The sequence below is a fragment of the Pseudomonas sp. SJZ078 genome (assembly GCF_007828255.1).
In the GTDB taxonomy this organism is placed as follows: domain Bacteria; phylum Pseudomonadota; class Gammaproteobacteria; order Pseudomonadales; family Pseudomonadaceae; genus Aquipseudomonas.
This window is the reverse complement of the sequence record NZ_VIUG01000033.1, coordinates 1-25,312: the sequence shown is the minus strand read 5'-3', so window position 1 is coordinate 25,312 and position 25,312 is coordinate 1. Positions and strand designations below refer to the sequence as shown.

General features: G+C 61.5%; 24 protein-coding genes and 1 pseudogene. 14 read left to right on the top strand and 11 right to left on the bottom strand.

Translation table 11 applies throughout. The features are described from left to right. The first annotated feature begins 3 nt into the window (after positions 1-3). On the top strand, positions 4-825 hold the full coding sequence (locus tag FBY02_RS23240) for an IucA/IucC family C-terminal-domain containing protein (protein WP_144930444.1): 822 nt from the start codon (positions 4-6) through the stop codon (positions 823-825). Beyond that, entirely contained in the window at positions 818-1,429 is a 612-nt protein-coding gene (locus tag FBY02_RS23235) for an RraA family protein (protein WP_144930443.1), read from the top strand. Before FBY02_RS23240 ends, FBY02_RS23235 begins: the two co-directional genes overlap by 8 nt. Positions 1,430-1,438: 9 nt before the next feature. On the opposite strand, the gene FBY02_RS23230 is transcribed toward FBY02_RS23235, so the two are convergent. Then, the gene (locus FBY02_RS23230) at positions 1,439-1,840 is read right to left on the bottom strand and encodes a hypothetical protein (protein ID WP_144930442.1); all 402 of its coding nucleotides are present in this window, start codon (positions 1,838-1,840) and stop codon (positions 1,439-1,441) included. 194 nt (positions 1,841-2,034) lie between these two features. On the opposite strand from FBY02_RS23230, the pseudogene FBY02_RS28480 reads away from it, so the two are divergent. Then, a pseudogene (locus tag FBY02_RS28480) lies at positions 2,035-2,231 on the top strand (IS110 family transposase); the annotation flags it as partial. Positions 2,232-2,450: 219 nt separating this feature from the next. Here the strand turns inward: FBY02_RS28480 and FBY02_RS23215 are convergent. Together FBY02_RS23215 and FBY02_RS23210 are read right to left on the bottom strand one after the other, a co-directional pair. Continuing rightward, the gene (locus tag FBY02_RS23215) at positions 2,451-2,930 is read right to left on the bottom strand and encodes a nuclear transport factor 2 family protein (RefSeq protein WP_144930441.1); all 480 of its coding nucleotides are present in this window, start codon (positions 2,928-2,930) and stop codon (positions 2,451-2,453) included. Between the two features lie 57 nt (positions 2,931-2,987). Next, positions 2,988-3,557 (bottom strand): TetR/AcrR family transcriptional regulator, encoded by a 570-nt coding sequence (locus tag FBY02_RS23210; protein ID WP_144930440.1) that lies wholly within the window; start codon positions 3,555-3,557, stop codon positions 2,988-2,990. A gap of 195 nt (positions 3,558-3,752) precedes the next feature. Between FBY02_RS23210 and pssA the strand changes: the two genes are divergently transcribed. Both pssA and FBY02_RS23200 read left to right on the top strand, forming a co-directional pair. Further along, on the top strand, positions 3,753-5,096 hold the full coding sequence (gene pssA / locus FBY02_RS23205; protein ID WP_144930439.1) for a CDP-diacylglycerol--serine O-phosphatidyltransferase: 1,344 nt from the start codon (positions 3,753-3,755) through the stop codon (positions 5,094-5,096). 11 nt (positions 5,097-5,107) lie between these two features. Further along, positions 5,108-6,124, top strand: a complete 1,017-nt coding sequence (locus tag FBY02_RS23200) for an AraC family transcriptional regulator (RefSeq protein WP_144930475.1) — start codon at positions 5,108-5,110, stop codon at positions 6,122-6,124. A gap of 25 nt (positions 6,125-6,149) precedes the next feature. On the opposite strand, the gene FBY02_RS23195 is transcribed toward FBY02_RS23200, so the two are convergent. The 8 genes from FBY02_RS23195 to arnB are packed head-to-tail and all read right to left on the bottom strand — an operon-like array spanning position 6,150 to position 14,947. Next, positions 6,150-7,529 carry a UDP-glucose/GDP-mannose dehydrogenase family protein gene (locus FBY02_RS23195; protein WP_144930438.1) on the bottom strand — a complete coding sequence of 460 codons (1,380 nt, stop codon included), beginning with the start codon at positions 7,527-7,529 and terminating at the stop codon, positions 6,150-6,152. Next, positions 7,526-7,927 carry a 4-amino-4-deoxy-L-arabinose-phosphoundecaprenol flippase subunit ArnF gene (gene arnF / locus FBY02_RS23190; RefSeq protein ID WP_144930437.1) on the bottom strand — a complete coding sequence of 134 codons (402 nt, stop codon included), beginning with the start codon at positions 7,925-7,927 and terminating at the stop codon, positions 7,526-7,528. Before arnF ends, FBY02_RS23195 begins: the two co-directional genes overlap by 4 nt. Then, positions 7,924-8,268: a 4-amino-4-deoxy-L-arabinose-phosphoundecaprenol flippase subunit ArnE gene (gene arnE / locus FBY02_RS23185; RefSeq protein ID WP_144930436.1), complete on the bottom strand. Its 345-nt coding sequence runs from the start codon at positions 8,266-8,268 to the stop codon at positions 7,924-7,926. The genes arnF and arnE overlap by 4 nt, the downstream gene beginning before the upstream one ends. Beyond that, positions 8,265-9,914: a lipid IV(A) 4-amino-4-deoxy-L-arabinosyltransferase gene (gene arnT / locus FBY02_RS23180; protein WP_144930435.1), complete on the bottom strand. Its 1,650-nt coding sequence runs from the start codon at positions 9,912-9,914 to the stop codon at positions 8,265-8,267. Before arnT ends, arnE begins: the two co-directional genes overlap by 4 nt. Further along, entirely contained in the window at positions 9,911-10,795 is an 885-nt protein-coding gene (gene arnD, locus FBY02_RS23175) for a 4-deoxy-4-formamido-L-arabinose-phosphoundecaprenol deformylase (RefSeq protein WP_144930434.1), read from the bottom strand. Before arnD ends, arnT begins: the two co-directional genes overlap by 4 nt. After that, complete coding sequence (gene arnA, locus FBY02_RS23170) at positions 10,795-12,786, bottom strand: bifunctional UDP-4-amino-4-deoxy-L-arabinose formyltransferase/UDP-glucuronic acid oxidase ArnA (RefSeq protein ID WP_144930433.1); 1,992 nt, start codon at positions 12,784-12,786, stop codon at positions 10,795-10,797. Before arnA ends, arnD begins: the two co-directional genes overlap by 1 nt. Further along, entirely contained in the window at positions 12,783-13,802 is a 1,020-nt protein-coding gene (arnC, locus tag FBY02_RS23165) for an undecaprenyl-phosphate 4-deoxy-4-formamido-L-arabinose transferase (RefSeq protein ID WP_144930432.1), read from the bottom strand. The genes arnA and arnC overlap by 4 nt, the downstream gene beginning before the upstream one ends. Beyond that, entirely contained in the window at positions 13,799-14,947 is a 1,149-nt protein-coding gene (arnB, locus tag FBY02_RS23160; RefSeq protein WP_144930431.1) for a UDP-4-amino-4-deoxy-L-arabinose aminotransferase, read from the bottom strand. Before arnB ends, arnC begins: the two co-directional genes overlap by 4 nt. A 578-nt stretch (positions 14,948-15,525) precedes the next feature. Between arnB and FBY02_RS23155 the strand changes: the two genes are divergently transcribed. The 9 genes from FBY02_RS23155 (at position 15,526) to FBY02_RS23115 (ending at position 24,918) form a co-directional block, all read left to right on the top strand. Further along, positions 15,526-16,497 (top strand): NAD-dependent epimerase, encoded by a 972-nt coding sequence (locus FBY02_RS23155; protein ID WP_144930430.1) that lies wholly within the window; start codon positions 15,526-15,528, stop codon positions 16,495-16,497. A gap of 24 nt (positions 16,498-16,521) precedes the next feature. After that, entirely contained in the window at positions 16,522-17,265 is a 744-nt protein-coding gene (locus FBY02_RS23150) for a glycosyltransferase family 2 protein (RefSeq protein ID WP_144930429.1), read from the top strand. A gap of 1 nt (position 17,266) precedes the next feature. After that, entirely contained in the window at positions 17,267-17,560 is a 294-nt protein-coding gene (locus tag FBY02_RS23145) for a lipid-A-disaccharide synthase N-terminal domain-containing protein (RefSeq protein WP_047703009.1), read from the top strand. A gap of 67 nt (positions 17,561-17,627) precedes the next feature. Further along, the gene (locus FBY02_RS23140) at positions 17,628-19,085 is read left to right on the top strand and encodes a glycosyltransferase family 39 protein (RefSeq protein WP_256662550.1); all 1,458 of its coding nucleotides are present in this window, start codon (positions 17,628-17,630) and stop codon (positions 19,083-19,085) included. A 265-nt stretch (positions 19,086-19,350) separates the two neighbouring features. Beyond that, positions 19,351-21,015, top strand: a complete 1,665-nt coding sequence (locus FBY02_RS23135) for an AMP-binding protein (RefSeq protein ID WP_144930427.1) — start codon at positions 19,351-19,353, stop codon at positions 21,013-21,015. A gap of 16 nt (positions 21,016-21,031) precedes the next feature. After that, entirely contained in the window at positions 21,032-21,793 is a 762-nt protein-coding gene (locus tag FBY02_RS23130) for an SDR family NAD(P)-dependent oxidoreductase (RefSeq protein WP_144930426.1), read from the top strand. A 13-nt stretch (positions 21,794-21,806) separates the two neighbouring features. Further along, positions 21,807-22,994, top strand: a complete 1,188-nt coding sequence (locus tag FBY02_RS23125; protein ID WP_144930425.1) for an acetyl-CoA C-acyltransferase — start codon at positions 21,807-21,809, stop codon at positions 22,992-22,994. Between the two features lie 9 nt (positions 22,995-23,003). After that, entirely contained in the window at positions 23,004-24,131 is a 1,128-nt protein-coding gene (locus tag FBY02_RS23120; protein ID WP_144930424.1) for an acyl-CoA dehydrogenase, read from the top strand. A 13-nt stretch (positions 24,132-24,144) separates the two neighbouring features. Beyond that, positions 24,145-24,918 (top strand): enoyl-CoA hydratase, encoded by a 774-nt coding sequence (locus tag FBY02_RS23115; protein WP_144930423.1) that lies wholly within the window; start codon positions 24,145-24,147, stop codon positions 24,916-24,918. Positions 24,919-25,312 lie beyond the last annotated feature (394 nt).

Below are 25,312 nucleotides of genomic sequence, written 5' to 3'. Positions count from 1 at the left end.
GGCATGGCGACCACTCGCGTGCTCGGGATTGAACCGGCGTCCACCGACGGAGCCTGCCGGCTTACGGCCGGCGAATGGGCCGTGCTCAGCGGCCCCTTGCGGTTGAAATCGGCCGGGGAGCGGGATTCGTCGCGTTCCCTGGCGGCCCATGAACTGCTGAATGGTGGAGTATGCCTGCGGCTGCTGGACGAGCTGACGCCGATCCTCGGCTCGCCGTCCCGGGCAATCACCGCCTCGCTGTTGAGCAAGCGAATAGCGTTCCTCACCACCAATGCTTGCCTGTATGCGCTGTCGGCCTGTGACAAGGGGCTGCGAATGTCCCTGGACAACAGCGTTATCGAATACGGTCACGACGAGGGACGCTGGACCTCGTCGATGCCACTGCTGGACCTTGAGCCCAGTGGCTATGCCGCTGGCGCGCGGGAGGCCTGGCGCGAAGCGTTGGTCGGCAGCCTGTTCGCCGGGCTGCTCAAGCCATTGTGGGACCGGTTCGTCCAGGTCAGCGGCATTTCCCGACGCATCCTCTGGGAAAACACGGCGGTGCGGGTCTATTCGCTGTATGAAAAACGCATGGACGGCCTGCGGGACCCGTCCACGCGCCGACGCATCGACGCCGACTTCGACTGGTTGCTGAACCAGGCCGATCCTGGGTTGTTCGGTCTGGATTACAACCCATTGCAGCATTTTCGTCGCGCGCCCATGCCGCTTGCCGAGGGAGGCTGTCGGCGGTTGCGGCGCACGTGCTGTTTCTATTACCAAGCGAGCAACCCGGTCGAATACTGTTCGGCCTGCCCGTTGCTGCGCAAGAGAACAAGACATGGATGATTCAATCTCGCCAGCGCAAGTCATTGACTCGCTGTTGGCACAGTACCGAGGTATCGCTTCGTCCACCCTGGGGCATTTCACCGACAGCGGTTACTTGCGGGGCATTCGCCCGCTGTTCGATAACCTGCGCATGCTCGGCAAGGTGGTCACGGTCAGGCTCTTCACGCCTGATGGCAGTGTCTTGCGCGAAGCCTTGCTGTTGAGCGAGCCAGGGGATGTGCTGGTGGTGGAATGCGTGGGTGACCCCGACTGCGCTTGCTGGGGAGAACTGCGCACCCTGGCCGGTCTGATCAAAGGTCTGGCCGGCGTCGTGGTGTGCGGCGCGGTGACCGATGTGGCCGCCTTGCGGGCCCATCGCCTACCGGTGTTCAGTCGTGGTGTCAGCGCATTCACGACCCGCAGTCTTGGGCTTGGCGGTGAAGTCAATCAGCCTATCCGGGTGTCAGGCGTCACCGTGCATCCGGGTGACATTGCCATCGGCGATGACGACGGTGTGTTCATCCTCGGGGTGCAACAGGCCATCGATCTGCTGCCCAAGCTGCTGGCGAAAGAGCAGGCTGATCGGCTGAAGAGAACCGAGTTTCTGCAACGGATCCGGCGCTGAGGCTGAGCCTCAGGCGTCGCGGAACAGGTCGTGGGCATCCAGCAGGCGCCAGGCGATTTCCGGGCGCTTTTCCAGGCCGCGGCGAATGGCGGCCGGGATCGATTGGCGAATCTTGCGACAGAGGCCGGGTTGCGCCTGGAACTCGATGGCGATGCCGCGCATGGTCCGGACTTCGTTGTAGCCCGGCTCGATGGTCAGGCGGATGCCGAGGTTTTCGTAAAGCCGCTGTTGCAAGCGTTCGAGTTCGGCCAGGTCCTGGATGTTTTCCAGCCGTTCGAGCAGGCGCTTTTCTTCCTGGCGATTCAGGCAGAGGATGCGCAGGTCGCTGCCCGCCGTTTCCAGCAAGGCCTCGCGCCCGCAGTCGCAGACGCCAGGCGGGCAGGGGGGACGGATCGGAATCGACGCGGTCATGGGCTCCACAGGTCCGGGGTATGACGAAGCCACCGTTGAGTCCATCGGCGGCCCAGGCAATTTGATGCCTGGCGACAGTGCGGTCAACCCTGTCATAGGGCCGCTGGTCTGTCACCGGCATGGTCCGCCCGTCTGTTTATCCGCCGATCCGATCAAATTTTCCAGGGCAAGCACCCTCAAGACAGACAGGACGCTGCGGTCCGCTCCGTCGGCTGTTACATAACGCCGCCATGTCGGCTAGCCGCACGTCTGCCTGGAAAGGTTTCTATGAAAAGCAAAGAGCTCGTGGTTTCACTACGCTCAGGCGTTGGTAATGCTGGCTCGCAAGCTTGCTCGGATCGTATTCGCTCTGCTGAAAGAGCAAAGTGAATACCAACCCAAAGCGGCTTGAGGGCTTCCCCTCAACCATAGAATCTCCCACAGTGTTTCAGGGTGTTCACAGAATTTTGTATCTACCCCAGATCCCTGTGGGAGCGGGCTTGCCCGCGAAAGCGATGAGCCAGCTTGCATCTATTTTGGATGTACCGTCGTCATCGCGGGCAAGCCCGGCTTCCACAGTGTTCTGGGGGGGGGTATGACACCAGCATTCCTGTCCAGCACTGCTCGGTGTCTACAACCCCAGCTCGGACAACCCGGGATGATCGTCCGGCCGGCGTCCCAGCGGCCAATGGTATTTGCGTTCGCTTTCCTTGATCGGCAGGTCGTTGATGCAGGCGTAGCGGTTGGACATCAGGCCTTGCTCATCGAACTCCCAGTTCTCATTGCCATAGGAACGGAACCAGTTGCCCGAGTCGTCGTGCCATTCGTAGGCATAGCGCACGGCGATGCGGTTGTCGGTGAACGCCCAGAGTTCCTTGATCAGCCGGTAGTCCAGTTCCTTGGCCCATTTGCGGGTCAGGAAAGCCTTGGCTTCTTCGCGGTTATGGACGAATTCGGCTCGGTTGCGCCACTGGGTGTCCAGGGTGTACGCCAGGGACACTCGCTGCGGGTCGCGGGAGTTCCAGCCATCTTCGGCCAGGCGGACTTTTTCGATGGCCGATTCACGGGTGAACGGCGGCAGGGGTGGACGAACTTCAGCAGGGGACGACATGGCAATTCTCCGGCGAGTGATGAATCAAGTTGCACGACGTTCAGCGGATGAAGCTTTTTATTTTTTCTCAACCAACAGCACTTTCAGCATGGCCTGGGCGTGATCGGCGGCGCTGTGGTCGCCCATGATCAGTGCGACAGTAATCGCGCCATCGATCAGAATAAGTAACTGTCGGGCCAGGGCCTCGGGATCTTCGACACCTTGTTCAATACATAACCGGGTGACGTAATCGAGCAACTTCTGTTTATGCAACTTAGCCAACTGACGGACCGGATCCTGTGGGTCTCCGGTTTCGCCACTGGTATTGATAAACGCACAGCCTCTGAAGCCGTCGCTGTCAAACCAGCCCTTGAGCACAGTGAACAGGTTGTATAGCCGTGCAGTCGGGGTAAGGGCCTTGTCGACCTCACTGCTGAACCAATGCATCCAGCGCTCGTCCCGCCGCGCGAGGGCGGCCAGGATCAGGTCGTCCTTGTTGGCGAAATAGCGATAGACGCTTTTCCTGGAGACGCCGGCGGTTTTCACCAGAAGATCCATGCCGGTGGCCGCAATGCCACTTTTATAGATCAGTTTTTCGGCGACATCGAGGATGATGTCTCGTGTGTCATTGCTGATGATCTCGTTCATGGCGCTTACAGTGGAACGATCGTTCTTCTTGGTCAAATGATTTTTTCAATAGTTTCACTTTCGGAACCATGGCTTGCTGGCGATGGGGCTTCGCCAACGCGATCGCGAGCAAGCCGTGCTCCCACCCAGAGTCCCAAACCCATCCGCCATGGTGTAAGCTCAGCGGCTCTTCGGAATCGACCTTTTGCGAGCCCTATGCCGTCGCTTTTCAAACGCTCCCTGCTGCCCAAGCTGCGCAGCTTTGCACTGACCGCCGATGCCGTGACCATCCTCGATGGCGCAGCCGAGTTCCGCCGTTGCCTGCTGGAGAAAATCGCCCAGGCCACCCAGCGCATCTATATCGTCGCCCTGTATCTGCAACAGGACGAAGCGGGCCAGGAAATTCTCGATGCCTTGCATGCCGCCAAAGCGGCGCGTCCGGAACTGGACGTGGTCGTGGTGGTGGACTGGTTGCGGGCCCAACGCGGGCTGATCGGCGCCAAGAAGCAGCCGGGCAACTCGGCGTGGTACCAGGAGCAGACGCGCATCCATGCCAGCGAAGTGCCGATCTACGGCGTGCCGGTACAGACCCGTGAGCTGTTCGGGGTGCTGCACTTGAAAGGTTTCGTGATCGACGATTGCGTGCTCTACAGCGGCGCCAGCCTGAACAACGTCTACCTGCACAAGTTCGACAAGTATCGCTACGACCGCTATCACCTGCTGCAGAACACGGCGCTGGCCGATTCGATGCATCATCTGGTGCAGCACGGCCTGATCACCTCCAAGGCGGTGCATCGCCTGGACCTGCCGAACCTGCCCAGCACCCGCAGTTTGCGCAAGGACATTGGTGACCTGCGCAGTCGACTCAAGTACGCGGCCTATGACACCACGGCCGGCAGCCTCGACAAGAGTGGCCTGTCGGTGAGCCCGTTGCTGGGCGTCGGCAAGAACAATCCGCTGAGTCGGGTCATCGGCGAACTGATCGCCAGCAGCCGCCAGCAACTGACCATTTGTACGCCGTATTTCAACCTGCCCCTGGCGGTGACCCGGGAGCTCAACCGCGCCCTGGCCCGAGGGGTCAAGATCGATATCATCGTCGGCGACAAGACCGCCAACGACTTCTTCATCCCGCCCAGCGAGCCGTTCAAGATCATCGCTGCGTTGCCTTACCTGTATGAAATCAGCCTGCGTCGCTTCGCCAAGCGGCATCAGCGCTACATCGACAGCGGTCAGTTGAACCTGCACCTGTGGCGTGACGGCGACAACAGCTATCACCTCAAGGGCATGTGGGTCGACGAGCGCTACACCTTGCTGACCGGCAACAACCTCAACCCGCGGGCCTTCCGCCTGGACCTGGAAAACGCTTTGCTGCTGGACGATCCCAAAGGCGAGTTGCTGGGCCCCCGTCAGGCCGAGCTTGAGCAGATCTACCGGCATACCCGCCGAATCGAACGCTACCTGGACCTGGAGGCGTTGCCGGACTACCCGGCGGCGGTGGCCAAGTTCCTCAAACGGGTCAGCCGGGTGCGGATCGAGCGGCTGCTTTACCGGATCCTGTGAACACCGGCGCCATGGCGGAAAAAGACACCATCTCCATCCAGCTGGTGCGTGAGGCGCTCCTGCAAAGCTGCGACCCAGGCCCTGCAACCGATGAGGTGCTGAACAAGGTCGGCATTGCTCCGGCGTGGCTCGACGATCCTCAGGCGCGGGTGCCGGCCGCAGCCTATGCGCGGCTCTGGCGCTTGCTCGCAAGGCGCCTTGACGATGAGTTCTTCGGCATGGACCCGCGCAAGCTCAAGTCCGGCAGCCTGGCCTTCCTGTGCCAGTGCGCCATGGCGCAGCCAACCCTGGCGGCCGGCCTGACGGCGGGGCTGGGGTTCCTGTCACTGATGCTTGAACAGTTGCCTGCCCAGTGGGTCCGCCAGCAGAGCCTGGCGGAAATCGTCCTGCTGGAAGACGATCCGGAACCACGGCGGGCGTTTACCTACTTCACCTACTGGATGATCGTCCATGGCGTGGCCTGCTGGCTGGCAGGGCGGCGCATTCCCATTCTGTCCGTCGAGCTGCGCTGCCCGGCGCCGGACTTCTGTGACGATTACCGGGTGATGTTTTCCCAGAACCTGCGCTTCGGCCGCCCCCGTACCCGGATGATCTTCGCCGCCGAGTACCTGGACCTGCCCATCCGCCGCAGTGTCGACGAACTCAAGCGTTTCCTGGCCCGGGCACCGGCCAATATCCTGGTCAAATACCGCGACCCGCAGAGCCTCGCGAGCCGGATCCGCCACGACCTGCGCCAGTTGCCGGCCGAGCAATGGCCGGAAACCGAAGCCCTGGCCCAGCAGTTGTGTGTGTCGGCGTCGACCCTGCGCCGGCGCCTGGCGGAAGAAGGGCAGACCTACCAGGGGCTCAAGGACAGCGTGCGAAAGGAGCTGGCAATCACCTGGCTCGCCGAGCCCTCCATCAGCTTCGTCGACATCGCGTCGCGCCTGGGCTTTGCCGATGCCAGCTCGTTCTACAAGGCGTTTCGCAAGTGGTCAGGGTCCAATCCGGGGCATTATCGCAGCTTGATTCTCAACGACCCTCGCTGATTCATCGGGCCCCGGGTTTCGGCTTTCAGCGCGCGATGCGGGCTTCCCACTTTGTTTGATGTGAAATCGGCAACTTGCACGAGTCGCCACGGCCTATCGGAAAGTACTGGAACCCCCGTTGTGCCAGGCGCTCTGCGTTGTACAGGTTGCGACCGTCAAAGATCACCGGGGCCTTGAGCCGTTTTTGGATCAGGTCAAAATCCGGCGCCTTGAACTGTTGCCACTCGGTGCAGATGATCAGCGCATCGGCACCGCTGAGGGTTGCTTCCGGTGTGCCCATCAGGCTGAGATTGAGATGATCCGGGTACAACGATTGGGTCTGGCGCATGGCCTCCGGGTCAAATGCCCGGACATGTGCGCCGGCTTCCCAAAGCGCTTCCATGAGTGCCCGGCTGGGCGCATCCCGCATGTCATCGGTGTTGGGCTTGAATGCCAGGCCCCACACCGCGAACGTTCGACCTTGGAGATCGCCCTCGTAGAACGCGTTGATTCGCTCGAACAGTTTTTGCTTTTGTCGCTGGTTGATCGCTTCCACCGCCTGCAACAGGTCATTGGAGCATCGGGCCTGCTGGGCGCTGTGGATCAACGCGCGCATGTCCTTGGGAAAGCAGGAGCCGCCATAGCCGCAACCGGGGTAGATGAAGTCATAGCCGATGCGCGAGTCGGCACCGATGCCCAGGCGCACCGATTCGACGTCGGCGCCCAGATGCTCGGCCAGCTCGGCGATCTGGTTGATGAAGCTGATCTTGGTAGCAAGCATGCAGTTAGCCGCGTATTTGGTCAGCTCGGCACTGCGCAGGTCCATGAACATGATGCGTTCATGGTTGCGATTGAAGGGCCCATAGAGTTCGCGCATCACGTCGCGGACATCATCCCGCTCGCACCCGATGACGATCCGGTCAGGCCGCCTGCAATCGGCGACGGCCGAGCCTTCCTTGAGAAACTCCGGGTTTGAGACGATATCGAAATCCAGTATTCGGCTGTGGTGCCGCAGGGCCTCGTTTATCCGATCACGCAGGGCATCTCCCGTGCCCACGGGGACCGTGGATTTTTCAACGACGATGACGGGCTCGCTACGGTGCCGGGCGATGGCTTCACCCACCGCGAAAACACTGCTCAGGTCTGCCGAACCGTCCGGCTGCGAAGGCGTGCCTACGGCGATGAACAGGACCTTGCCATGCTCCACGGCAGGCTTTTCCTCGCAGGTAAAACGCAGCCTTCCGTTATCCAGGTTGTCCTTTACCAACGCGGCCAGGCCAGGTTCGAAGATGTTGACGTGCCCCTGATTGAGGGCGGACACCTTCTCACAGTCGATGTCCATGCAGACGACATCATGACCGACCTCTGCCAGCACGGCTGCCTGGACCAGACCGACATAGCCGCTACCGAATACACTGATTTTCATACGACCTTCCTGGGTTCGGATGCTTGAACGGGGCGAGAGTTGATGGTGAGGACGCCGAGGATGACCAAGGTCACTCCGAGGCTTTTCGAAAGGCTGAAGCCTTCATTGAAGACCGGCAGCACGGCGGCAAGCAGGTACACCAGCGCATAGCTGATGCTCAGCAGCGAATAGGCTCGGCCCAACGGCAGATCCCGCAGCGCAACCAGCCAACAGAGCATCGACAAGGCATAGGCAACAACGGCACCCAGTACCACGGCCAGTGCCGTTGGATCGACGCTGCCTGTGAGCCACTGTCCGGGCAGCGGAAGACGACTCATGCTCCAACGCAAAGCCAACTGCGCAAGGCTGACCAGTAACACGCTGCCCAGCGCAAAGATGACACCGCGACGAAGGTTCATGCGTGCTGTCCCAGCAATATCACCCCGGCGATCACCAGGGCGACGCCCAGCCAATGGCGGTGGTCGATGGTCTCGTGGAACACAAACCGGGCGACCAGGGTGATCAATACGAAATTCAGGCTCAGCATCGGGTAGGCGACGCCCACTTCGAGGCGTTGCAATACCAGCAACCACACCAGCAGGCCGGCCCCCAGCGCCGCCAGCGCCAGCCACAGCCATGGCGAGCGCAGCTTCTCGCCCCAGCCCGATGATCGGCCACGCCAACCCTCGACGGCGTACTTCTGGGCTATCTGTCCCAGGCACGTCAGCACGCAGGCAGCCAATAACAGCAACAGGCTCATGACGCGTCCTGTGGGAAGATCAGGATGACCAGGTTGCCCCGTTCGTAACGTTTCCCATCCTTGGGCAACCGTTCGATTTCCTGAAGTTCTTCCTCACCCTTGACCCGCATGACCACGCCGACCGGACCGTTTCGACGGGCGTCGCGCATCCATTGCTCGACCTGTGGCGGGTCGACCCGTTGCCGTAGGCCATCAGGGTAGGCAAGGCCATATTTCAGCTCGCCAATGGTGTTGTACAACGCCACTTCCGTGCGCCTCAGGCGCCAGGCGAGGGCGGACGCGGCGCCAAGATCGTTGCTCAGCAACTTGTCGGTATGGCTGAGCGCCTCGAGGTGTTCGAGGATGAACTGATCGGGCATCTTGTTGGTGACCACGGACGCCGGCATTGCCGCCGGTAGCAACCCGATCAACAGCAAGCTACCGAAGGCCGGAGCAGCCCAGCAGCGCAACGGCTGGAGAGCTTGCAGCAGGTTGGTCATGATCCAGCCGACCAGGCCGACGGACAATAATGTCAGGTGTTGCGGCTCATGGTTGTACAGCGGTTTTTTCAGTTGCAGGTAGACCAGGGCGAATAGCACCAGCAGGCCCAGTGTCAGGTTGAGCCAACCATTGATGACAAGGGAGCGGCCCTGCTTGTGCTTCAGCCGGTCCGCCAGGGCATGGCCCAGGAGCAGCGCCAGGGGCAGCAGGCACGGCAGGATGTAGCTTGGCAACTTGCCTTTGCTGAGGCTGAAAAACGCCAGCGGCATCAACAGCCACAACAACAGGAACGCGATACTCGCCTGGCGCCGGGTCTGCCACGCCTGCCGCAGCGCAGGGGGCAACAGCGCGACCCAGGGCAGACTGAACGCCACCAGCAGCGGCAGATAGAACCACCAGGGCGCGTTATGTTGGGCATCGTCCCCGGCAAAGCGCCGGATATGTTCGTGCCAGAAGAAGAACCGCCAGTAATCCGGTTCTTCGGTGTGCACCGCCAGGGCCCAGGGCAGGCTGACGACAATGGCCACGGCGATCGCCAGCGGCCCGAAGACCAGCAACTCACGCCAGCGGCGTTGCCAGGCCATCCAGGGCAGGGCGATCAGCACCGGCAACAACCAGGCAAGAAAACCCTTGGTCAAGAAACCCATGCCGCAGGCCAGCCCCAGCATCGCCCAGCCGATCAGGCGTTGGCGGCGGACACTGCTATCCAGGGCAAACCACAAGGCGGCCAGGCTCAGATTGACCCAGAAGGTGAACTGCGGATCGAGGTTGGCGTAGCCCGCGGCGCCGGCGACCACGGTCAGGCTCATGTACAGCAGCGCGCAGACGAAACTCTTGCGAGGATCGTTCCAGAGCCGGCGGGCAAGCAAGTAGCACAGCAGCACGCTGAGCCCGATGCTGATGGCCGAGGCGATGCGCACACCGAACAGATTCTCACCGAACAGCGCCTGGCCGACGGCGATCATCCAATAGCCGGCCGCCGGTTTTTCGAAGTAGCGCAGGCTCATGAACTGGGGCGACACCCAGTCGCCGCTCAGCAGCATGCCCTGGCTGATCTGGGCATAGCGGGTTTCGTCGGGAATCCACAGCCCATGACTGCCCAGCGGCAGCAGGTAAGCCAACAGACAGGTCGCCAGCAGCAGCGGTAGTGCCCAAGGCTTGCTCATGCGCCTTGCACTCCCAGCCAGCCTTCGCGGCCTTCGAGCGTGCCGCGCTTCACACGACCTGCAGGCAAGCCGTCAACGGCGGTGGGCAGCAGATCACCCAAGGGCTGAAAACGGATGCTTCGCTGGCGTGCTTGCGCCAGCAATTGACGGAAATGGTTGGCCATCAGTATCCCTTCTACTTCGGCATGGATCGTGTAGACGTTGAGTTTGCCGGCGGCAAAGCGCTCAAGAATGAAAGCGTTGTAATCCTTGGCCATGACGCTTGGGCCGACCACCTCATCGAAGGTCGGTAGGTCTACGGGAATCTGCGGCGTGCCCAGGCCTCCATCGGCCAGCGCGGGGCGGAACAGGCTCTGCCCCCGGCAATCGCTGTTATAGCGAAAGCCAAACGCCTGCTTGGCCTCGATCACACGCTCATCCGCGCGCCAACCGGCCGCCGCCGAGCAGGTAACGGGTTCACCGAGGATATCGCTGAGGCTGTCTACGCCTCGGCGAATCTGCTCGATCAGCTGCGCGTGCTCCCAGCGTCCGGCATTGGCCTGCCAGCCATGGTGATCCCAGGCGTGCAAACCGACCTCATGGCCAGCCGCCCGGGCCTGACGCATCAGGTGCCCGAGATCGCGGCCGATAGGCTTGCCAGGCCAGGTGGTGCCGGCCAGTAAGATGTCCCAGCCGTATAACCCGACGGCGTTGGAGCGCAGCATTTTCCAAAGGAACTGCGGCCGCAACAGGCGCCACAGATGACGCCCCATGTTGTCGGGTCCAACGCTGAAGAAAAACGTCGCCTTGACCTGTGCCTCCTGGAGAATGTCCAGTAACTGCGGCACACCCTCACGTGTGCCTCGGTAGGTGTCGACATCGATTCGAAGACCCGCCTGCATCAACGCTTGTCCGCGATTTCGCGCATGGCTTCGCGCAGGAAGAAATCCAGCGTGTTGCCGATGGTTTCACTCATCTGCACGGTTGGCGTCCAGTCCAGCAGGCGCTTGGCATTGGCGATGCTCGGTTTGCGGTGTGAGACGTCTTGGTAACCGGTGCCATAGAAGGCCTTGCTTTCGACATCACGGAACCCGGCGAAGGGCGGAAAGTTGTCGCGCAGCGGGTGTGCCTCGAACTGTCGCAGCAGCTCCTCGCCCAATTGGCGAATGCTGGCTTCGTTGTCCGGGTTGCCGATGTTGATGATCTGGCCGTTGCAGGCGTTGTTCTCGTTGTCGACGATCCGCGCCAGTGCTTCGACACCGTCGGCAATATCAGTGAAGCAACGCTTCTGTTCACCGCCATCGAACAGGCGGATCGGCGTACCTTCCACCAGGTTGAGGATCAATTGGGTAATCGCTCGGGAGCTGCCGATGCGTGCCGAATCCAATCGATCCAGGCGCGGGCCCATCCAGTTGAAGGGGCGAAACAAAGTGAATTTCAGGCCTTGTTGGCCGTAGGCCCAGATCACCCGGTCGAGCAGTTGCTTGGAAATCGAGTAGATCCAGCGCTGCTTGTTGATCGGGCCGACAGTGAGGTTGGAGGTGTCTTCGTCGAAGTTGTTGTCCTGGCACATGCCATAGACTTCGGACGTCGAGGGGAAGATCACGCGCTTGTTGTACTTGACGCAGTAGCGAACCAGTTTCAGGTTCTCTTCGAAATCCAACTCGAACACCCGCAGCGGATTTCGGGTGTACTCGATGGGGGTGGCGATGGCGACCAGCGGCAGGATGACGTCGCATTTCTTGATGTGGTATTCGATCCACTCGGAATGGATGCTGATGTCGCCTTCGACGAAATGGAAATGCGGATGACTGCGCAGGCGTTCGATGGCATCGGAGCCGATGTCGAGGCCATAGACATCGTATTTATCGTCGCGCAGCAAGCGTTCCGACAGGTGATTGCCGATGAAACCGTTGACGCCCAGGATCAACACCCGGGTACGCCGTGGGCCCCGGCGGGACTCAGTGCCGTGCAGCAACGAGCCGTCGACCAGTCCCAACTCGTTGGCCAATTGTGGCCCGCCCAGGTACAAGCCGTTTTCGTTGCGTTGGCCCGAGGTGATCACCAACGAATCCACGCCACACGCAATGCGCAGCGGATCGACGCTGATGACGCGCCCCGGATCCTGGCCTTCGTTGCCCTCGACGACTTCCGCGCTCCAGACGATCAGCTTGTGTTCGCCGACGGCACAAAACGCCCCGGGATAAGGCTGGGTCACCGCCCGGACCAGGTTGAACAGTTCTTCGGCCGGGCGCTGCCAGACCAGTCTGCCGTCCGCCGCCGTGCGCCGACCGAACACCGTGGCCTTGGATTCGTCCTGCTCCGTTTCGCTGGCTTCACCGGCAAGCAACGTGGGCAGGGTGTCGCGCAGCAGGTCGGTGGCCGCCTGGCGTAATTTGCCATGCAAGGTCAACGCGGTGTCGCTGCGCTCGATGGCCACCCGTTGCTGGGCCAGGATCGCACCGGCATCCGCGCGCTTGACCATGCGATGCAGGGTCACGCCGGTTTCGGTTTCACCATTGACCAGTACCCAGTTGGCTGGCGCCCGTCCACGATAGCGCGGCAGCAGGGAGCCGTGCAGGTTGAACGCGCCTTTAGGGGCGATGGCGAGCAGCGGTTCGCTCAGCAAGTGACGGTAGTAGAACGAGAACAGGTAATCGGGATCGAGTTTGCCGATGCGCTCGACCCACAGCGGATGATTGACGTCTTCGGGAGCATGAACCGGGATGCCCTTGCGTGCGCACAATTGCGCGACGGAGCCGTAGAAGGTGTTCTCCTTTGGGTCGTCGGCGTGGGTAAACACCGCGACAATATCGAAGCCGGAGTCGAGCAGGGTTTCGATACCGACACAGCCAATATCGTGATAGGCGAAAACAACGGCTTTTACGCTCATGAGAGAACCTGGTCTGAAGAAGTGGAAGTGAGGCCATCAACGGTGATAACGGGTGGGGGCACGGCAGGCTGTCCACGCAGAACCTTTTCGACGAAGAACCGTGGGCGCGCTCGCACGTCGCTGTACATCCGCCCCAGGTACTCGCCCAGCAACCCCATGCCAATGAACTGCCCGCCGGTGAACACGAACAGCACGGCGAACAGCACGAACGTCCCGCCGCCGGCCCAACTGGCACCGAAGACCAGCCGCAGCACGATCAAGGCCATGGCGAACAGCACGCCCAGGCCGGCCATGGCGAAGCCAACGATGCTCAGCAGCCGTAGAGGTGTGGTGGTCATACAGGTGATCAGGTCAAACATCAGGTTGACCAGGCGCATGGCGCTGTACTTGGACTCTCCGTGCTCGCGCTCGGCATGGCTCACCAGGATCTCTGTGGTATGCCGGGCAAAGCTGTTGGCGAGGATCGGGATGAAGGTGCTGCGTTCGCGGCACGCGAGCATGGCGTCGACGATGGACCGCCGATAGGCGCGCAGCATGCAGCCATAGTCGCTCATGGCAACGCCGGTGGAGCGCTGCACCGCCAGGTTGATCAGCTTCGACGGCCAGCGCCGCAGGGCCGAATCCTGGCGGTTGTTGCGTACCGTGGCGACCACGTCATAGCCCAGTTCGGCCTGGGCCACCAGGCGTGGAATCTCTTCGGGCGGGTTTTGCAGGTCGGCGTCGAGGGTGATGATGACATCGCCCTTGCACTGCTCGAAACCGGCCATGATCGCGGCGTGCTGACCATAATTGCGGTTCAGGATCACCGCGACGATCGGGCTGCCTCGCAGCGTCGCAGCCTCTTCCAGGATCTGCGCCGACTCGTCCCGACTGCCGTCGTCGACCAGCACGATTTCGTACTTGTGGTGCAATTGCCGGCACGCCGCTTCGGTACGTCGAAGCAACTCGGGCAGGCTCTCTTGTTCGTTGTAGACCGGGATGACAATCGACACGCAATTGATCGGGTAAGGTTTCACAGGTGGGCGTCCAAGACGTTTTCAATGGTGTCGACAACGCGGTTCACGTCATCGCCGGTCATGTCGGGAAACAGCGGAATCGAGCACAGACGTGCCGAATTCCATTCGGTATTGGGTAGATGGACGTCGGGGAAGCGCTGGCGGTAGTAGGTGTGCAGGTGCGTTCCGATGAAATGGATGCCCGTGCCGATGTCCTGCGCCTGCAAGGCTTTCATGAACGCTTCGCGGTCCAGGCCGCAGCGCTCGGCATCGATGCGCAGGATGAACAGGTGCCAGGCGTGCTGCTGCGCATAGGCCGGAAGCGCCAATGGCTGCACCTTTGAACCTTCCAACCGTTGCAGGTAGGCCTTGGCCAGTTCGGTGCGTTTGGCGTTGATTTCGTCCAGGCGCTCCAATTGCACGAGAGCGATGGCGGCATTGATGTCGGCCAGGTTGTATTTGAACCCCGGCTCCATCACCTGCGCCTGGGGTTTGCGACCATGGGTGAGGCGGTCGTAGGCGTCAACGCCGAGGCCGTGGAACTTGAGCATGCGCACCCGGGCGGCGAGTGCTTCATCGTCCGTGACGAACATGGCGCCTTCGGCGCAAGTCATGTTCTTGATCGCATGGAACGAGAAAATTGCCGTGCCTTGGGCCCCGACGTGGCGACCTTTGTAGAGGGTGCCAGCCGCGTGCGCGGCGTCCTCGATAACGGCGATGCCGTGTTTGTCCGCCAATGCATAGAGAGGGTCGAGATCGAACGCGGCGCCGGCGTAGTGCACCGGGATGATTGCTTTGGTGCGCGAGGTGATAACGGCTTCGATACTCGAAAGATCGCTCATGAGTGTGTCGCGGTCCACGTCGACGAATACTGGCGTGGCACCCAACAGGCAGATCATGTTGGCGGTCGATACCCAGGTCTGGGACGGCGTAATGACTTCATCGCCCGGGCCAATGCCTAGTGCCAGTAACGCAATGTGCATACCGCCGGTGGCCGAAGAAAGTGCAACAGCGTGGCGGCAACCCACATACGCGGCGAACTGCTCTTCAAGTTGCTGATTTTTTGGACCCGTGGTGATCCAGCCGGAGCGCAGTACCTCATTTACAGCGGCAATCTCTTCATCGCCAATGCTGGGGCGAGAGAAGGGAAGAAACGATTGAGTCATGGGTACCCCAGGGAACTGAAGAGTCAGTAGACGTTGAAACGATAGATTGGATCCAAGATAGCGTAGCCCCTAAAAGCAAGGCTGTATCAAGGAGTTACCTCGCAAGAGAAGCATCACAGGAAGTGTTTCGGTTTCGGTTGGGCAGATGCATATTCAGGTCGAGTTGGCCCCTGTTCTTTGAGGTTAGGCGGTTTTTTTTGAAATAAGTGTGAAAAACAGCTGGGTAAAAAAAACTTCACTTATAGGCGTTTTTTACGTTAGAGCCTGTTTCTTACATGGGTAGTAGCAAAATGCTTACGAGGCATTTTCTATTTGTATTACATGTTCTTCTACTGGGTGGATGCTGTTTGAACCTATCAACAGGCTCGCGCAGCTGATCGCTTTCTACGTTCGGCATTCGAGCGTCCAGCGAGTCATGTTTCGATCACAAAACCGTCATTTAAGTTTGATAAAAGTTCTGCAAGTGCCGAGAAGTCGGGCCATCCAGCAGAGTGACGTATACAAGTGACTGTTTTGAGTAGCGGGTATGTCAGTTTCAAGGCGATCTCCTGTCTCCCGGTTGGACAGGAATCCGACGCATGAAAATTCTGGTCACCGGCGCCGCCGGTTTCATCGGCTTTCATACCGTCAAGCGCTTATGCGCCGATGGTCACCAGGTCATTGGTGTCGATAACCTCAACAGCTATTACAGCGTCGAGTTGAAACGGGACCGGCTTGCGCAACTGGACGCCTGTTCCAACTTTCAGTTCCGTTGGCTCGATGTGGCTGACAAGCAAGCGTTGCAGGATCTGTTTGCCGAACAGTGTTTCGAACAGGTCATCCACCTGGCTGCCCAGGCCGGCGTGCGTTACTCCATCGACAATCCGGACACCTACGCGCAAAGCAATCTGGTGGGCTTCCTCAACATCCTCGAAGCCTGTCGTGCCCATGGGCCGGCGCATCTGATCTATGCCTCGAGCAGTTCGGTGTATGGCTTGAGCGATCACCTGCCGTATGCCACCACCGACCCGGTCGATCGACCCATGTCGTTCTACGCCGCGACCAAGCGTGCCAATGAGTTGATGGCTCATTCCTACTCCCATCTCTACGGCATCCCCACGACCGGCCTGCGCTTTTTTACCGTGTATGGGCCTTGGGGCCGACCCGACATGGCGCTGTTCAAGTTCACGGATGCCATCCTCAACGGCCGCGCCATCGATGTGTACAACGATGGCGCGATGTCTCGGGATTTCACCTACATCGACGACATTGTCGAAGGCCTCGTGCGATTACTGCCGCGGCCGCCTACCGATGAAAGCGGTGCACCGAACAAGGTCTACAACATTGGACGCGGTTCGCCGGTGAAGCTCCTGCATTTTGTCGAGTGCATCGAGGAGGCGACGGGTATCCGCGCCATCAAGAATTTCTTGCCGTTGCAATCAGGCGATGTGGTCGACACGTGGGCGGACACCCGTGACCTGGAAGAGCGGGTGGATTTTCGTCCGCAGGTTCCGGTGTCCAACGGTGTGCGGTCGTTTGTCGATTGGTACCGCGACTATTACCGCGTTTAACCGCGCATTTCGAATAGGTAAGTCATGCACGAAACCCCTTATGTATCCGTCTTGATCCCGGCGAAGAACGAAGCAGGCAATCTCATTCCGTTATTGGAGGAGGTGCGTAGGGCGCTGGTCAACGAGGCCTTCGAAGTCATCGTGGTGGACGATGGCAGCACCGACGCCACTGCGGCCGAGCTGCGCTCGCTACAAGGCCAGGGCTACCCTCAACTACGGGTGCTCAGCCATGCCCGTTCCCTGGGGCAGAGCACCTCCATCCACCACGCCGCCGTGGTGGCCCGCGGGCACTGGTTGGCGACCCTGGATGGTGATGGTCAGAACGATCCGGCCGACTTGCCGAAGATGCTCGACCTGGTGCGCGGTTCGGAGGGCAAGCCCGCGGGCGTCAAGCTGGTGGCGGGGCACCGGGTGAACCGTCGCGACACGGCGAGCAAGCGCTGGGCCTCGCGGTTTGCCAACAAGCTGCGCGCCAGCCTGCTGAAAGACCAGACCCCGGATACCGGCTGCGGCATCAAACTGATCGAGCGCGAGGCCTTTCTGCGCCTGCCGTACTTCGATCACATGCACCGGTTCATTCCTGCCCTGATCCGTCGTCATAACGGCCGGATGCTGGTCCAGCCGGTCAACCACCGTGAGCGCGGGGCAGGAGTGTCCAATTATGGAAACCTGGACCGGGCCCTGGTGGGCATCGTCGATCTGTTGGGGGTGTGGTGGTTGATAAAACGCACCCGCCTGGACGTCAACGCGCAAGAAAGCGAGGCCTGACATGGGCAGGGAATCGATGTGGCTGGCCGTGGGGTTCATGGGCCAGTTGGTCTTTACCGGGCGCTTTGCCTTGCAGTGGCTCTACAGCGAGTACAAGAAGCGCAGCGTGATTCCGGTCGGATTCTGGTACCTGAGCATCGCCGGCAGTGCCTTGCTTCTGGCATACGCCATTTATCGCCAAGACCCGGTGTTCATTCTCGGCCAGTCCTTCGGCTTCATTGTGTACCTGCGCAATCTGCAATTGATCGCCAGGCAGCATGAACACAAAGGCCTCGAGCTGGACAAAAGGGGCTGAAGCGGTGCGGATACGATTAGCTTCCCCACGGTTGGAAGGGCTGGGCTTTGCGTTATTGGCGTTGGTCATGGTGGGCGCCGGACTCGGCTGGCGGCAACCGCTGAATGTCGATGAAGAACGTTTCCTCGGCGTAGCCCTGGAAATGCTGCAGAACGGCTCGTGGTTCATTCCCCATCGGGCCGGGGAAATCTATGCGGACAAGCCGCCCCTGTTCATGTGGGCGGTGGCGCTGTTCGTGCAACTGACCCACTTGCCAAAAGTTGCCTTGTACTTGCCCGCGCTGCTGGCCGGCAGCGTGACCACTGCCTGCCTGTATGACCTGGGCCGGCGGCTGTGGGGACGGCGCATCGGCGTGGTCGCCGCGTTGTTGTTCCTGGCGACCTACCAGACCTACAGCATCCTGCGCACCGGACAGATCGATGGCTTTCTCGCGCTCTGGACCATCCTGGGACTTTATGGCCTGTGCCGGCACCTGCTGCTCGGTCCGGACTGGCGCTGGTACTACATGGCCTGCGCGGCGATGGGGTTCGGCATCATCAGCAAAGGGGTTGGCTTTCTGCCGGTGTTGATGCTGATTCCTTATGCCTATGCGGTGCGCAAAGGCTGGAAGGGCGTGGCGCCGATGCCTGGGAAAACCGCTCACTGGTGGCTGGGGTTGCCGGCGGCGCTGGCTGCCATTGCGGTGTGGCTGGGCCCGTTGTTGCTGATCGTGGCGCAAGGCAGTACCGACAGCGTGGCCTACGCCCAGGAAATCCTGTTCAAGCAAACGGCGGGTCGCTATGCCAACGCATGGGAGCACCGCGAACCCTTCTGGTATTTCTTCGTCGAGGTGATCCCGAAGTACTGGTTGCCGATTTTCTTCATGCTGCCCTGGCTGGTGCCGGCCTGGCGCCGACAATTGCTCAAGCACGATGGGCGGGTGCTGGTATTGCTCGGCTGGGTCGTGCTGGTGCTGCTGTTCTTCAGCCTGAGCAGCGGCAAGCGCAAGCTGTATATTTTTCCGGCATTGCCAGGGCTGATTCTGCTGGTGGCGCCGCTGGTTCCGTGGATGTTGCGCTGCTGGTTCAGCCGACGTCCGCGGGGCAGGAAGGTCTTCGTTGTCCTGACCGTGGTGTGGTTGTGCGCCTGGTTTGTCCGCGGCTTCGTCGAACCCCATAAGGAGGGCGTCAATCCTCACGAAACCCTCATGGCTGACGTCGCGCGACTGAGCAACAACGCCGAGTTGGTACTGGTGGGGTGGCGTGAAGGGCACTGGTTGTTCGCCCGACAACCCATCGTGCATTTTGGCTTCTATAGCCATCAGTCCCTGGAACAGTCCGCGTTGTGGCTGCGCAGCCACCCGCAGGCCTACGCGTTGGTGCCGGCGCGGGAGCTGGCGCGCTGCTACGACCCGCAAAAGGCTCGCAGCGTCGGCGAGACCTCCAGGGCCGAATGGTTCCTGGTGGGGGCCGATGCCGATAACCAGCGTTGCCAGCCTCCGGCGCCGGGGAAGGTGTATTCATTTGCTTGGAAGCAGCCTTTGTAGCGGGAGCTGGCCGCAACCCCCTGTGGGAGCGGGCTTGCTCGCGAAAGCGGTGGGGCAGTTTGCAAATATGCTGACTGGTCCGACGCTTTCGCGAGCAAGCCCGCTCCCACAATGTGCATTGCATAGTCCAGTTTCTGCATCAAACCATGGCCAAACCAGTCAGCCAACTTGATAGCTTTGACCATTGCCGGCCATGCCCTTCGGCGCGAGTATTCCCCTGTTCACGGTTCCCCCAACCAATAAAAAGTACAGAGGGATTCTAGTCATGTGCGATTACTCGTCCGCCACGTCGCAGTTCGATTATTTGAACACCGTCAACGCCGCGCTGCACGGTTCGCTCCAGGCGCTGAACGCCTGTGTCGAGTGTTGCGACCGGCATGCGTTGCCGGGACGTATCGCCTTGTTCTGGGAAGGCCGTGACGGCAGTGACGCGACCTGGACCTACCGTGACCTGCAGGATAACGCCGCACGCTTTGCCAATTTCCTGCTGGCCCAGGGCGTGACCAAGGGCGACAAGGTCGCCGGCCTGTTGCCTCGCACCGCGGAGCTGCTGATCGTGGTGCTTGCCACCTGGCGCATCGGCGCCGTGTATCAGCCATTGTTCACCGCGTTCGGACCCAAGGCCATCGAGCACCGTCTCGGCAGCTCTGGCGCGCGCATCGTCGTCACCGACAGCGTCAACCGGCCCAAACTCAACGAAGTGAGCGGTTGCCCCACGGTGGTCACCATCGGCGGCGAACAAGGCCGGGGAATCGTGCGGGGCGACTACAGCTTCTGGGCTGAAGTGGCAAACCACTCCAACCAGTGCGAGCCGGTGATGCTCACCGGCGAAGACCCATTTCTGCTGATGTTCACGTCCGGCACCACCGGGCCGGCCAAGGCGTTGGCCGTACCGCTCAAGGCCATCGTCGCGTTCCAGAGCTATACCCGTGACGCCGTGGATCTGCGTGCCGAAGATGCCTTCTGGAACCTCGCCGATCCAGGCTGGGCCTACGGAATCTACTTCGGCGTGACCGGCCCCTTGGCGATGGGCCATCCCATCACGTTCTACGATGGGCCCTTCACCCTGGAAAGCACCTGCCGAGTCATCAACAAATACGGCATCACCAACCTCACAGGCTCGCCCACCGCCTATCGCCTGCTGATTGCCGGAGGCGAGCAGTTCGCCCGTTCGATCAAGGGCCGGCTGCGCATCGTCAGCAGTGCCGGCGAGCCGCTGAACCCGGAAGTGATCCGCTGGTTCGCCGATAACCTGGGCGTGGTGATCCACGACCATTACGGCCAGACCGAACTGGGCATGGTGCTGTGCAACCACCACGGGCTTGAGCATCCGGTGCACCTCGGGGCGGCCGGCTTTGCCTCGCCGGGTCATCGGATCGTGGTACTGGATGAGAACCACCAGGAACTGGGTGTCGGCCAGCCAGGCATTCTCGCCGTAGACCGCAGCCAGTCGCCGATGTGCTGGTTCGCCGGTTATCAGGGTGTGCCCACCAAGGCGTTCGTCGGCCATTATTACCTGAGCGGCGATACCGTTGAGCTGAACCCGGACGGCAGTATCAGCTTCGTCGGTCGCAGTGACGACGTGATCACCACGTCGGGCTATCGCGTCGGTCCTTTCGACGTGGAAAGCGCCTTGATCGAACACCCGGCCGTGGTGGAAGCCGCCGTGGTCGGCAAACCCGACCCGGAGCGTACCGAGTTGGTGAAGGCTTTCGTCGTGCTCAGTGCCCAGTACCGTGCCGCGCCGGAGCTGGCCGAAGAACTGCGCCAACACGTGCGCAAGCGCCTGGCCGCCCATGCGTATCCCCGTGAAATCGAATTTGTCAGCGATTTGCCGAAAACCCCGAGCGGCAAATTGCAGCGCTTTATCTTGCGCAACCAGGAAATCGCCAAAGTTCAAGAGACTGCGGCAGCTAACGTTTCAGCTTGAATCCAAGGAAACCATGATGCAGATCGACAACAAAATATTCCTCGTCAGCGGCGGCGCGTCCGGCCTCGGTGCGGCCACCGGCGAGCTGTTGGTCAAGGCCGGCGCCCAGGTGATACTGGTGGACCTCAATGCTGAAGCCGTGGCCGCCCAGGCGCAGAAGCTCGGCTGCCGGAGCGTGGTGGCGGACATCAGCAACGAGGCGGCGGCCGAAGCGGCGGTCAAGGCCACCGTCGAGGCATTCGGCGGCCTGAATGGCCTGGTGAACTGCGCAGGGATCGTGCGTGGCGAGAAGATCCTCGGCAAGAACGGCCCCCATGCACTGGCCAGCTTCAGTCAGGTGATCAACGTCAACCTGATCGGCAGCTTCAACCTGATGCGCCTGGCCGCTGCGGCCATTGCCGAAACCGAGGCCAACGCCGACGGTGAGCGCGGGGTGATCATCAACACCGCATCGGTGGCGGCGTTCGATGGCCAGATCGGCCAGGCAGCCTATTCTGCTTCCAAGGGGGCCATCGCTAGCCTGACCCTGCCGGCCGCCCGGGAACTGGCCCGCTATGGCATCCGGGTGATGACCATTGCCCCCGGCATTTTCGAAACGCCGATGATGGCCGGCATGACCCCGGAAGTCCGCGATTCCCTGGCCGCTGGCGTACCGTTCCCGCCGCGCCTGGGCAAACCGGCCGAGTACGCGGCGCTGGTCAGGCATATCATTGAAAACAGCATGCTCAACGGCGAGGTGATCCGTCTCGACGGTGCCTTGCGCATGGCCGCGAAGTAAGGAGGATTTTGTCATGACCCACGATCCGATTGTCATCGTCAGCGCCGTCCGTACCCCCATGGGCGGTTTCCAGGGCGAACTCAAGAGCCTCAGCGCCCCGCAACTGGGTGCGGCCGCCATCAAGGCAGCGGTCGAACGCGCTGGTATCGCACCGGGTGCGGTGGAGGAAGTGCTGTTCGGTTGCGTGCTCGCCGCCGGCCAGGGCCAGGCCCCGGCGCGGCAGGCGGCGCTGGGTGCCGGACTCGACAAATCGACCCGTTGCACCACCCTGAACAAGATGTGCGGTTCGGGCATGGAGGCGACGATGCTCGCCCATGACCTGCTCGTGGCCGGCAGCGCCGAGGTGGTGGTGGCCGGCGGCATGGAAAGTATGTCCAACGCCCCGTATCTGCTCGATCGCGCCCGCAGCGGCTTGCGCATGGGCCATGGCAAGGTCCTGGATCACATGTTCCTCGACGGCCTGGAAGATGCCTACGACAAGGGGCGCCTGATGGGCACCTTCGCCGAGGATTGCGCCGAAGCCAACGGTTTCAGCCGTGAAGCCCAGGACGCCTTCGCCATCGCGTCCACCACCCGCGCCCAGCAGGCGATCAAGGACGGTAGCTTCGACGCCGAGATCGTGCCGCTGCAGGTCATGGTCGGCAAGGAACAGGTCACGGTGAGCCACGACGAACAGCCGCCCAAGGCGCGGATCGACAAGATCGCGTCCCTCAAGCCGGCATTCCGCGAGGGCGGCACGGTGACGGCGGCCAACGCCAGCTCTATCTCCGACGGTGCCGCGGCGCTGGTACTGATGCGCCAGAGCCAGGCCGTCGAGCGGGGTTTGAAACCCCTGGCGGTGATCCACGGTCACGCGGCGTTTGCCGACACGCCGAGCCTGTTTCCCACCGCGCCGGTCGGCGCCGTGAAAAAACTCATGCAAAAGACCGGCTGGTCGCTGGCTGAGGTCGATTTGTTCGAGGTCAACGAAGCCTTCGCCGTAGTGGGCCTGGTGACGATGGGTAAACTGGAAATCCCCCACGACAAGGTCAACATCCACGGCGGCGCCTGTGCGTTGGGCCACCCGATTGGTGCGTCCGGGGCGCGGATCCTGGTGACGCTGCTCTCAGCCCTGCGCCAGAAAGGCCTCAAGCGCGGCGTCGCAGCGATTTGCATCGGCGGCGGCGAAGCCACGGCCATGGCCGTCGAATGTCTGTACTAAGGAATCACCATGCTCCCGACTGAAGAACAGACCCAAATCAGCGACGTGGCCCGGCAGTTCGCCCAGGAACGCCTGAAACCGTTCGCCGCCGAGTGGGACCGCGAGCACCGCTTTCCCAGGGAAGCCATCGGCGAAATGGCCGAGCTGGGTTTCTTCGGCATGCTCGTGCCGGAGCAATGGGGCGGTTGCGATACCGGCTACCTGACCTACGCCATGGCCCTGGAGGAAATCGCCGCCGGCGACGGGGCATGCTCGACCATCATGAGCGTGCACAACTCGGTGGGTTGCGTGCCGATCCTCAAGTTCGGCAGCGATGAGCAGAAGGCCCGATTCCTCACGCCCCTGGCCAGTGGCGCGATGCTTGGCGCCTTTGCCCTGACCGAGCCCCAGGCCGGCTCGGATGCCAGCAGCCTGAAGACCCGGGCGCGGCTGAACGGCGATCATTACGTACTCAACGGTTGCAAGCAGTTCATCACCTCGGGACAGAACGCCGGGGTGGTGATCGTGTTCGCGGTGACCGACCCGAGTGCCGGCAAGCGTGGCATCAGTGCGTTCATCGTGCCGACCGATTCACCGGGCTACAGTGTGGCGCGGGTCGAGGACAAACTCGGCCAACATGCTTCCGATACCTGCCAGATCCTGTTCGAAGATGTGAAGGTGCCGGTTGCCAATCGGCTGGGGGAGGAGGGTGAAGGCTACAGGGTCGCTCTGGCGAACCTGGAAGGCGGGCGGGTCGGCATCGCGGCGCAATCGGTGGGCATGGCGCGCGCGGCATTCGAGGCGGCCCGGGACTATGCCCGCGAGCGCCAGAGCTTCGGCAAACCGATTATCGAGCACCAAGCCGTGGCGTTCCGCCTGGCAGACATGGCGACCCAGATCGCCGTGGCGCGGCAAATGGTGCATTACGCTGCCGCGCTGCGGGATAACGGTCAGCCTGCTTTGGTAGAGGCTTCCATGGCCAAGCTGTTCGCCTCGGAAATGGCCGAAAAAGTCTGCTCCATGGCGTTGCAAACCCTGGGCGGATACGGTTATCTCAACGACTTCCCGCTGGAACGCATCTACCGCGACGTGCGGGTCTGCCAGATCTACGAAGGCACCAGCGACATTCAGCGCATGGTCATTTCGCGCAATCTTTGAACAGGAGTCCTGCATGAGTTACGAAACGATTTTGTTGGAAATCAAGGACCGCGTCGGCCTGATCACCCTCAACCGTCCCCAGGCGCTGAACGCCTTGAACGCGCAGATCGTCAGCGAGTTGAATCACGCGCTGGACAGCCTTGAGGCGGACCCGAAGATCGGCTGCATCGTGCTGACCGGCTCGAAGAAAGCCTTCGCCGCCGGGGCCGACATCAAGGAAATGGCCGAGCTGACCTATCCGCAGATCTACCTCGACGACCTGTTCAGCGACAGCGACCGCGTGGCCAACCGCCGCAAGCCGATCATCGCGGCGGTGAACGGCTTCGCTCTGGGTGGCGGCTGTGAACTGGCTTTGATGTGCGACTTCATCCTGGCCGGCGACAGCGCCAGGTTCGGCCAGCCGGAAGTCAACCTCGGCGTCCTGCCGGGCATGGGCGGCACCCAGCGCCTGACCCGTGCGGTGGGCAAGGCCAAGGCCATGGAAATGTGCCTGACTGGGCGTTTTATCGACGCGGTGGAGGCGGAGCGTTGCGGCATCGTGGCGCGGATCGTACCGGCCGACGAGTTGCTGGAAGACGCCCTGAAAACCGCTGCACTGATCGCGTCCAAGTCGGTGCCGATCAGCATGATGGTCAAGGAAAGCGTCAACCGTGCGTTTGAAGTGAGCCTGTCCGAAGGCGTGCGTTTCGAGCGCCGCGTGTTCCACGCAGCATTCGCGACCCAGGATCAGAAGGAAGGCATGGCGGCCTTCGTGGCCAAGCGGACGCCGGAGTTCCAGGACAAGTAAGCGGCGCCCTGGCGGACGCCATCGCGAGCAGGCTCGCTCCCACACTGGATCTTCGGTGCACGCAGCCTTTGCATACGCCACAGACCCTTGTGGGAGCGGGCTTGCTCGCGAAGACGTCGGCACAGTCAACATCCCTATGGCAGACGCACCGCTTTCGCGAGCAGGCCCGCTCCCACACTGGATCTTCGGCGCACGCAGCCTTTGCATACGCCACAGACCCCAGTGGGAGCGGGCTTGCTCGCGAAGACGTCGGCACATTCAACATCCCTATGGCAGACACACCGCTTTCGCGAGCAGGCTCGCTCCCACACTGGATCTTCGGCGCACGCAGCCTTTGCATACGCCACAGACCCCAGTGGGAGCGGGCTTGCTCGCGAAGACGTCGGCACATTCA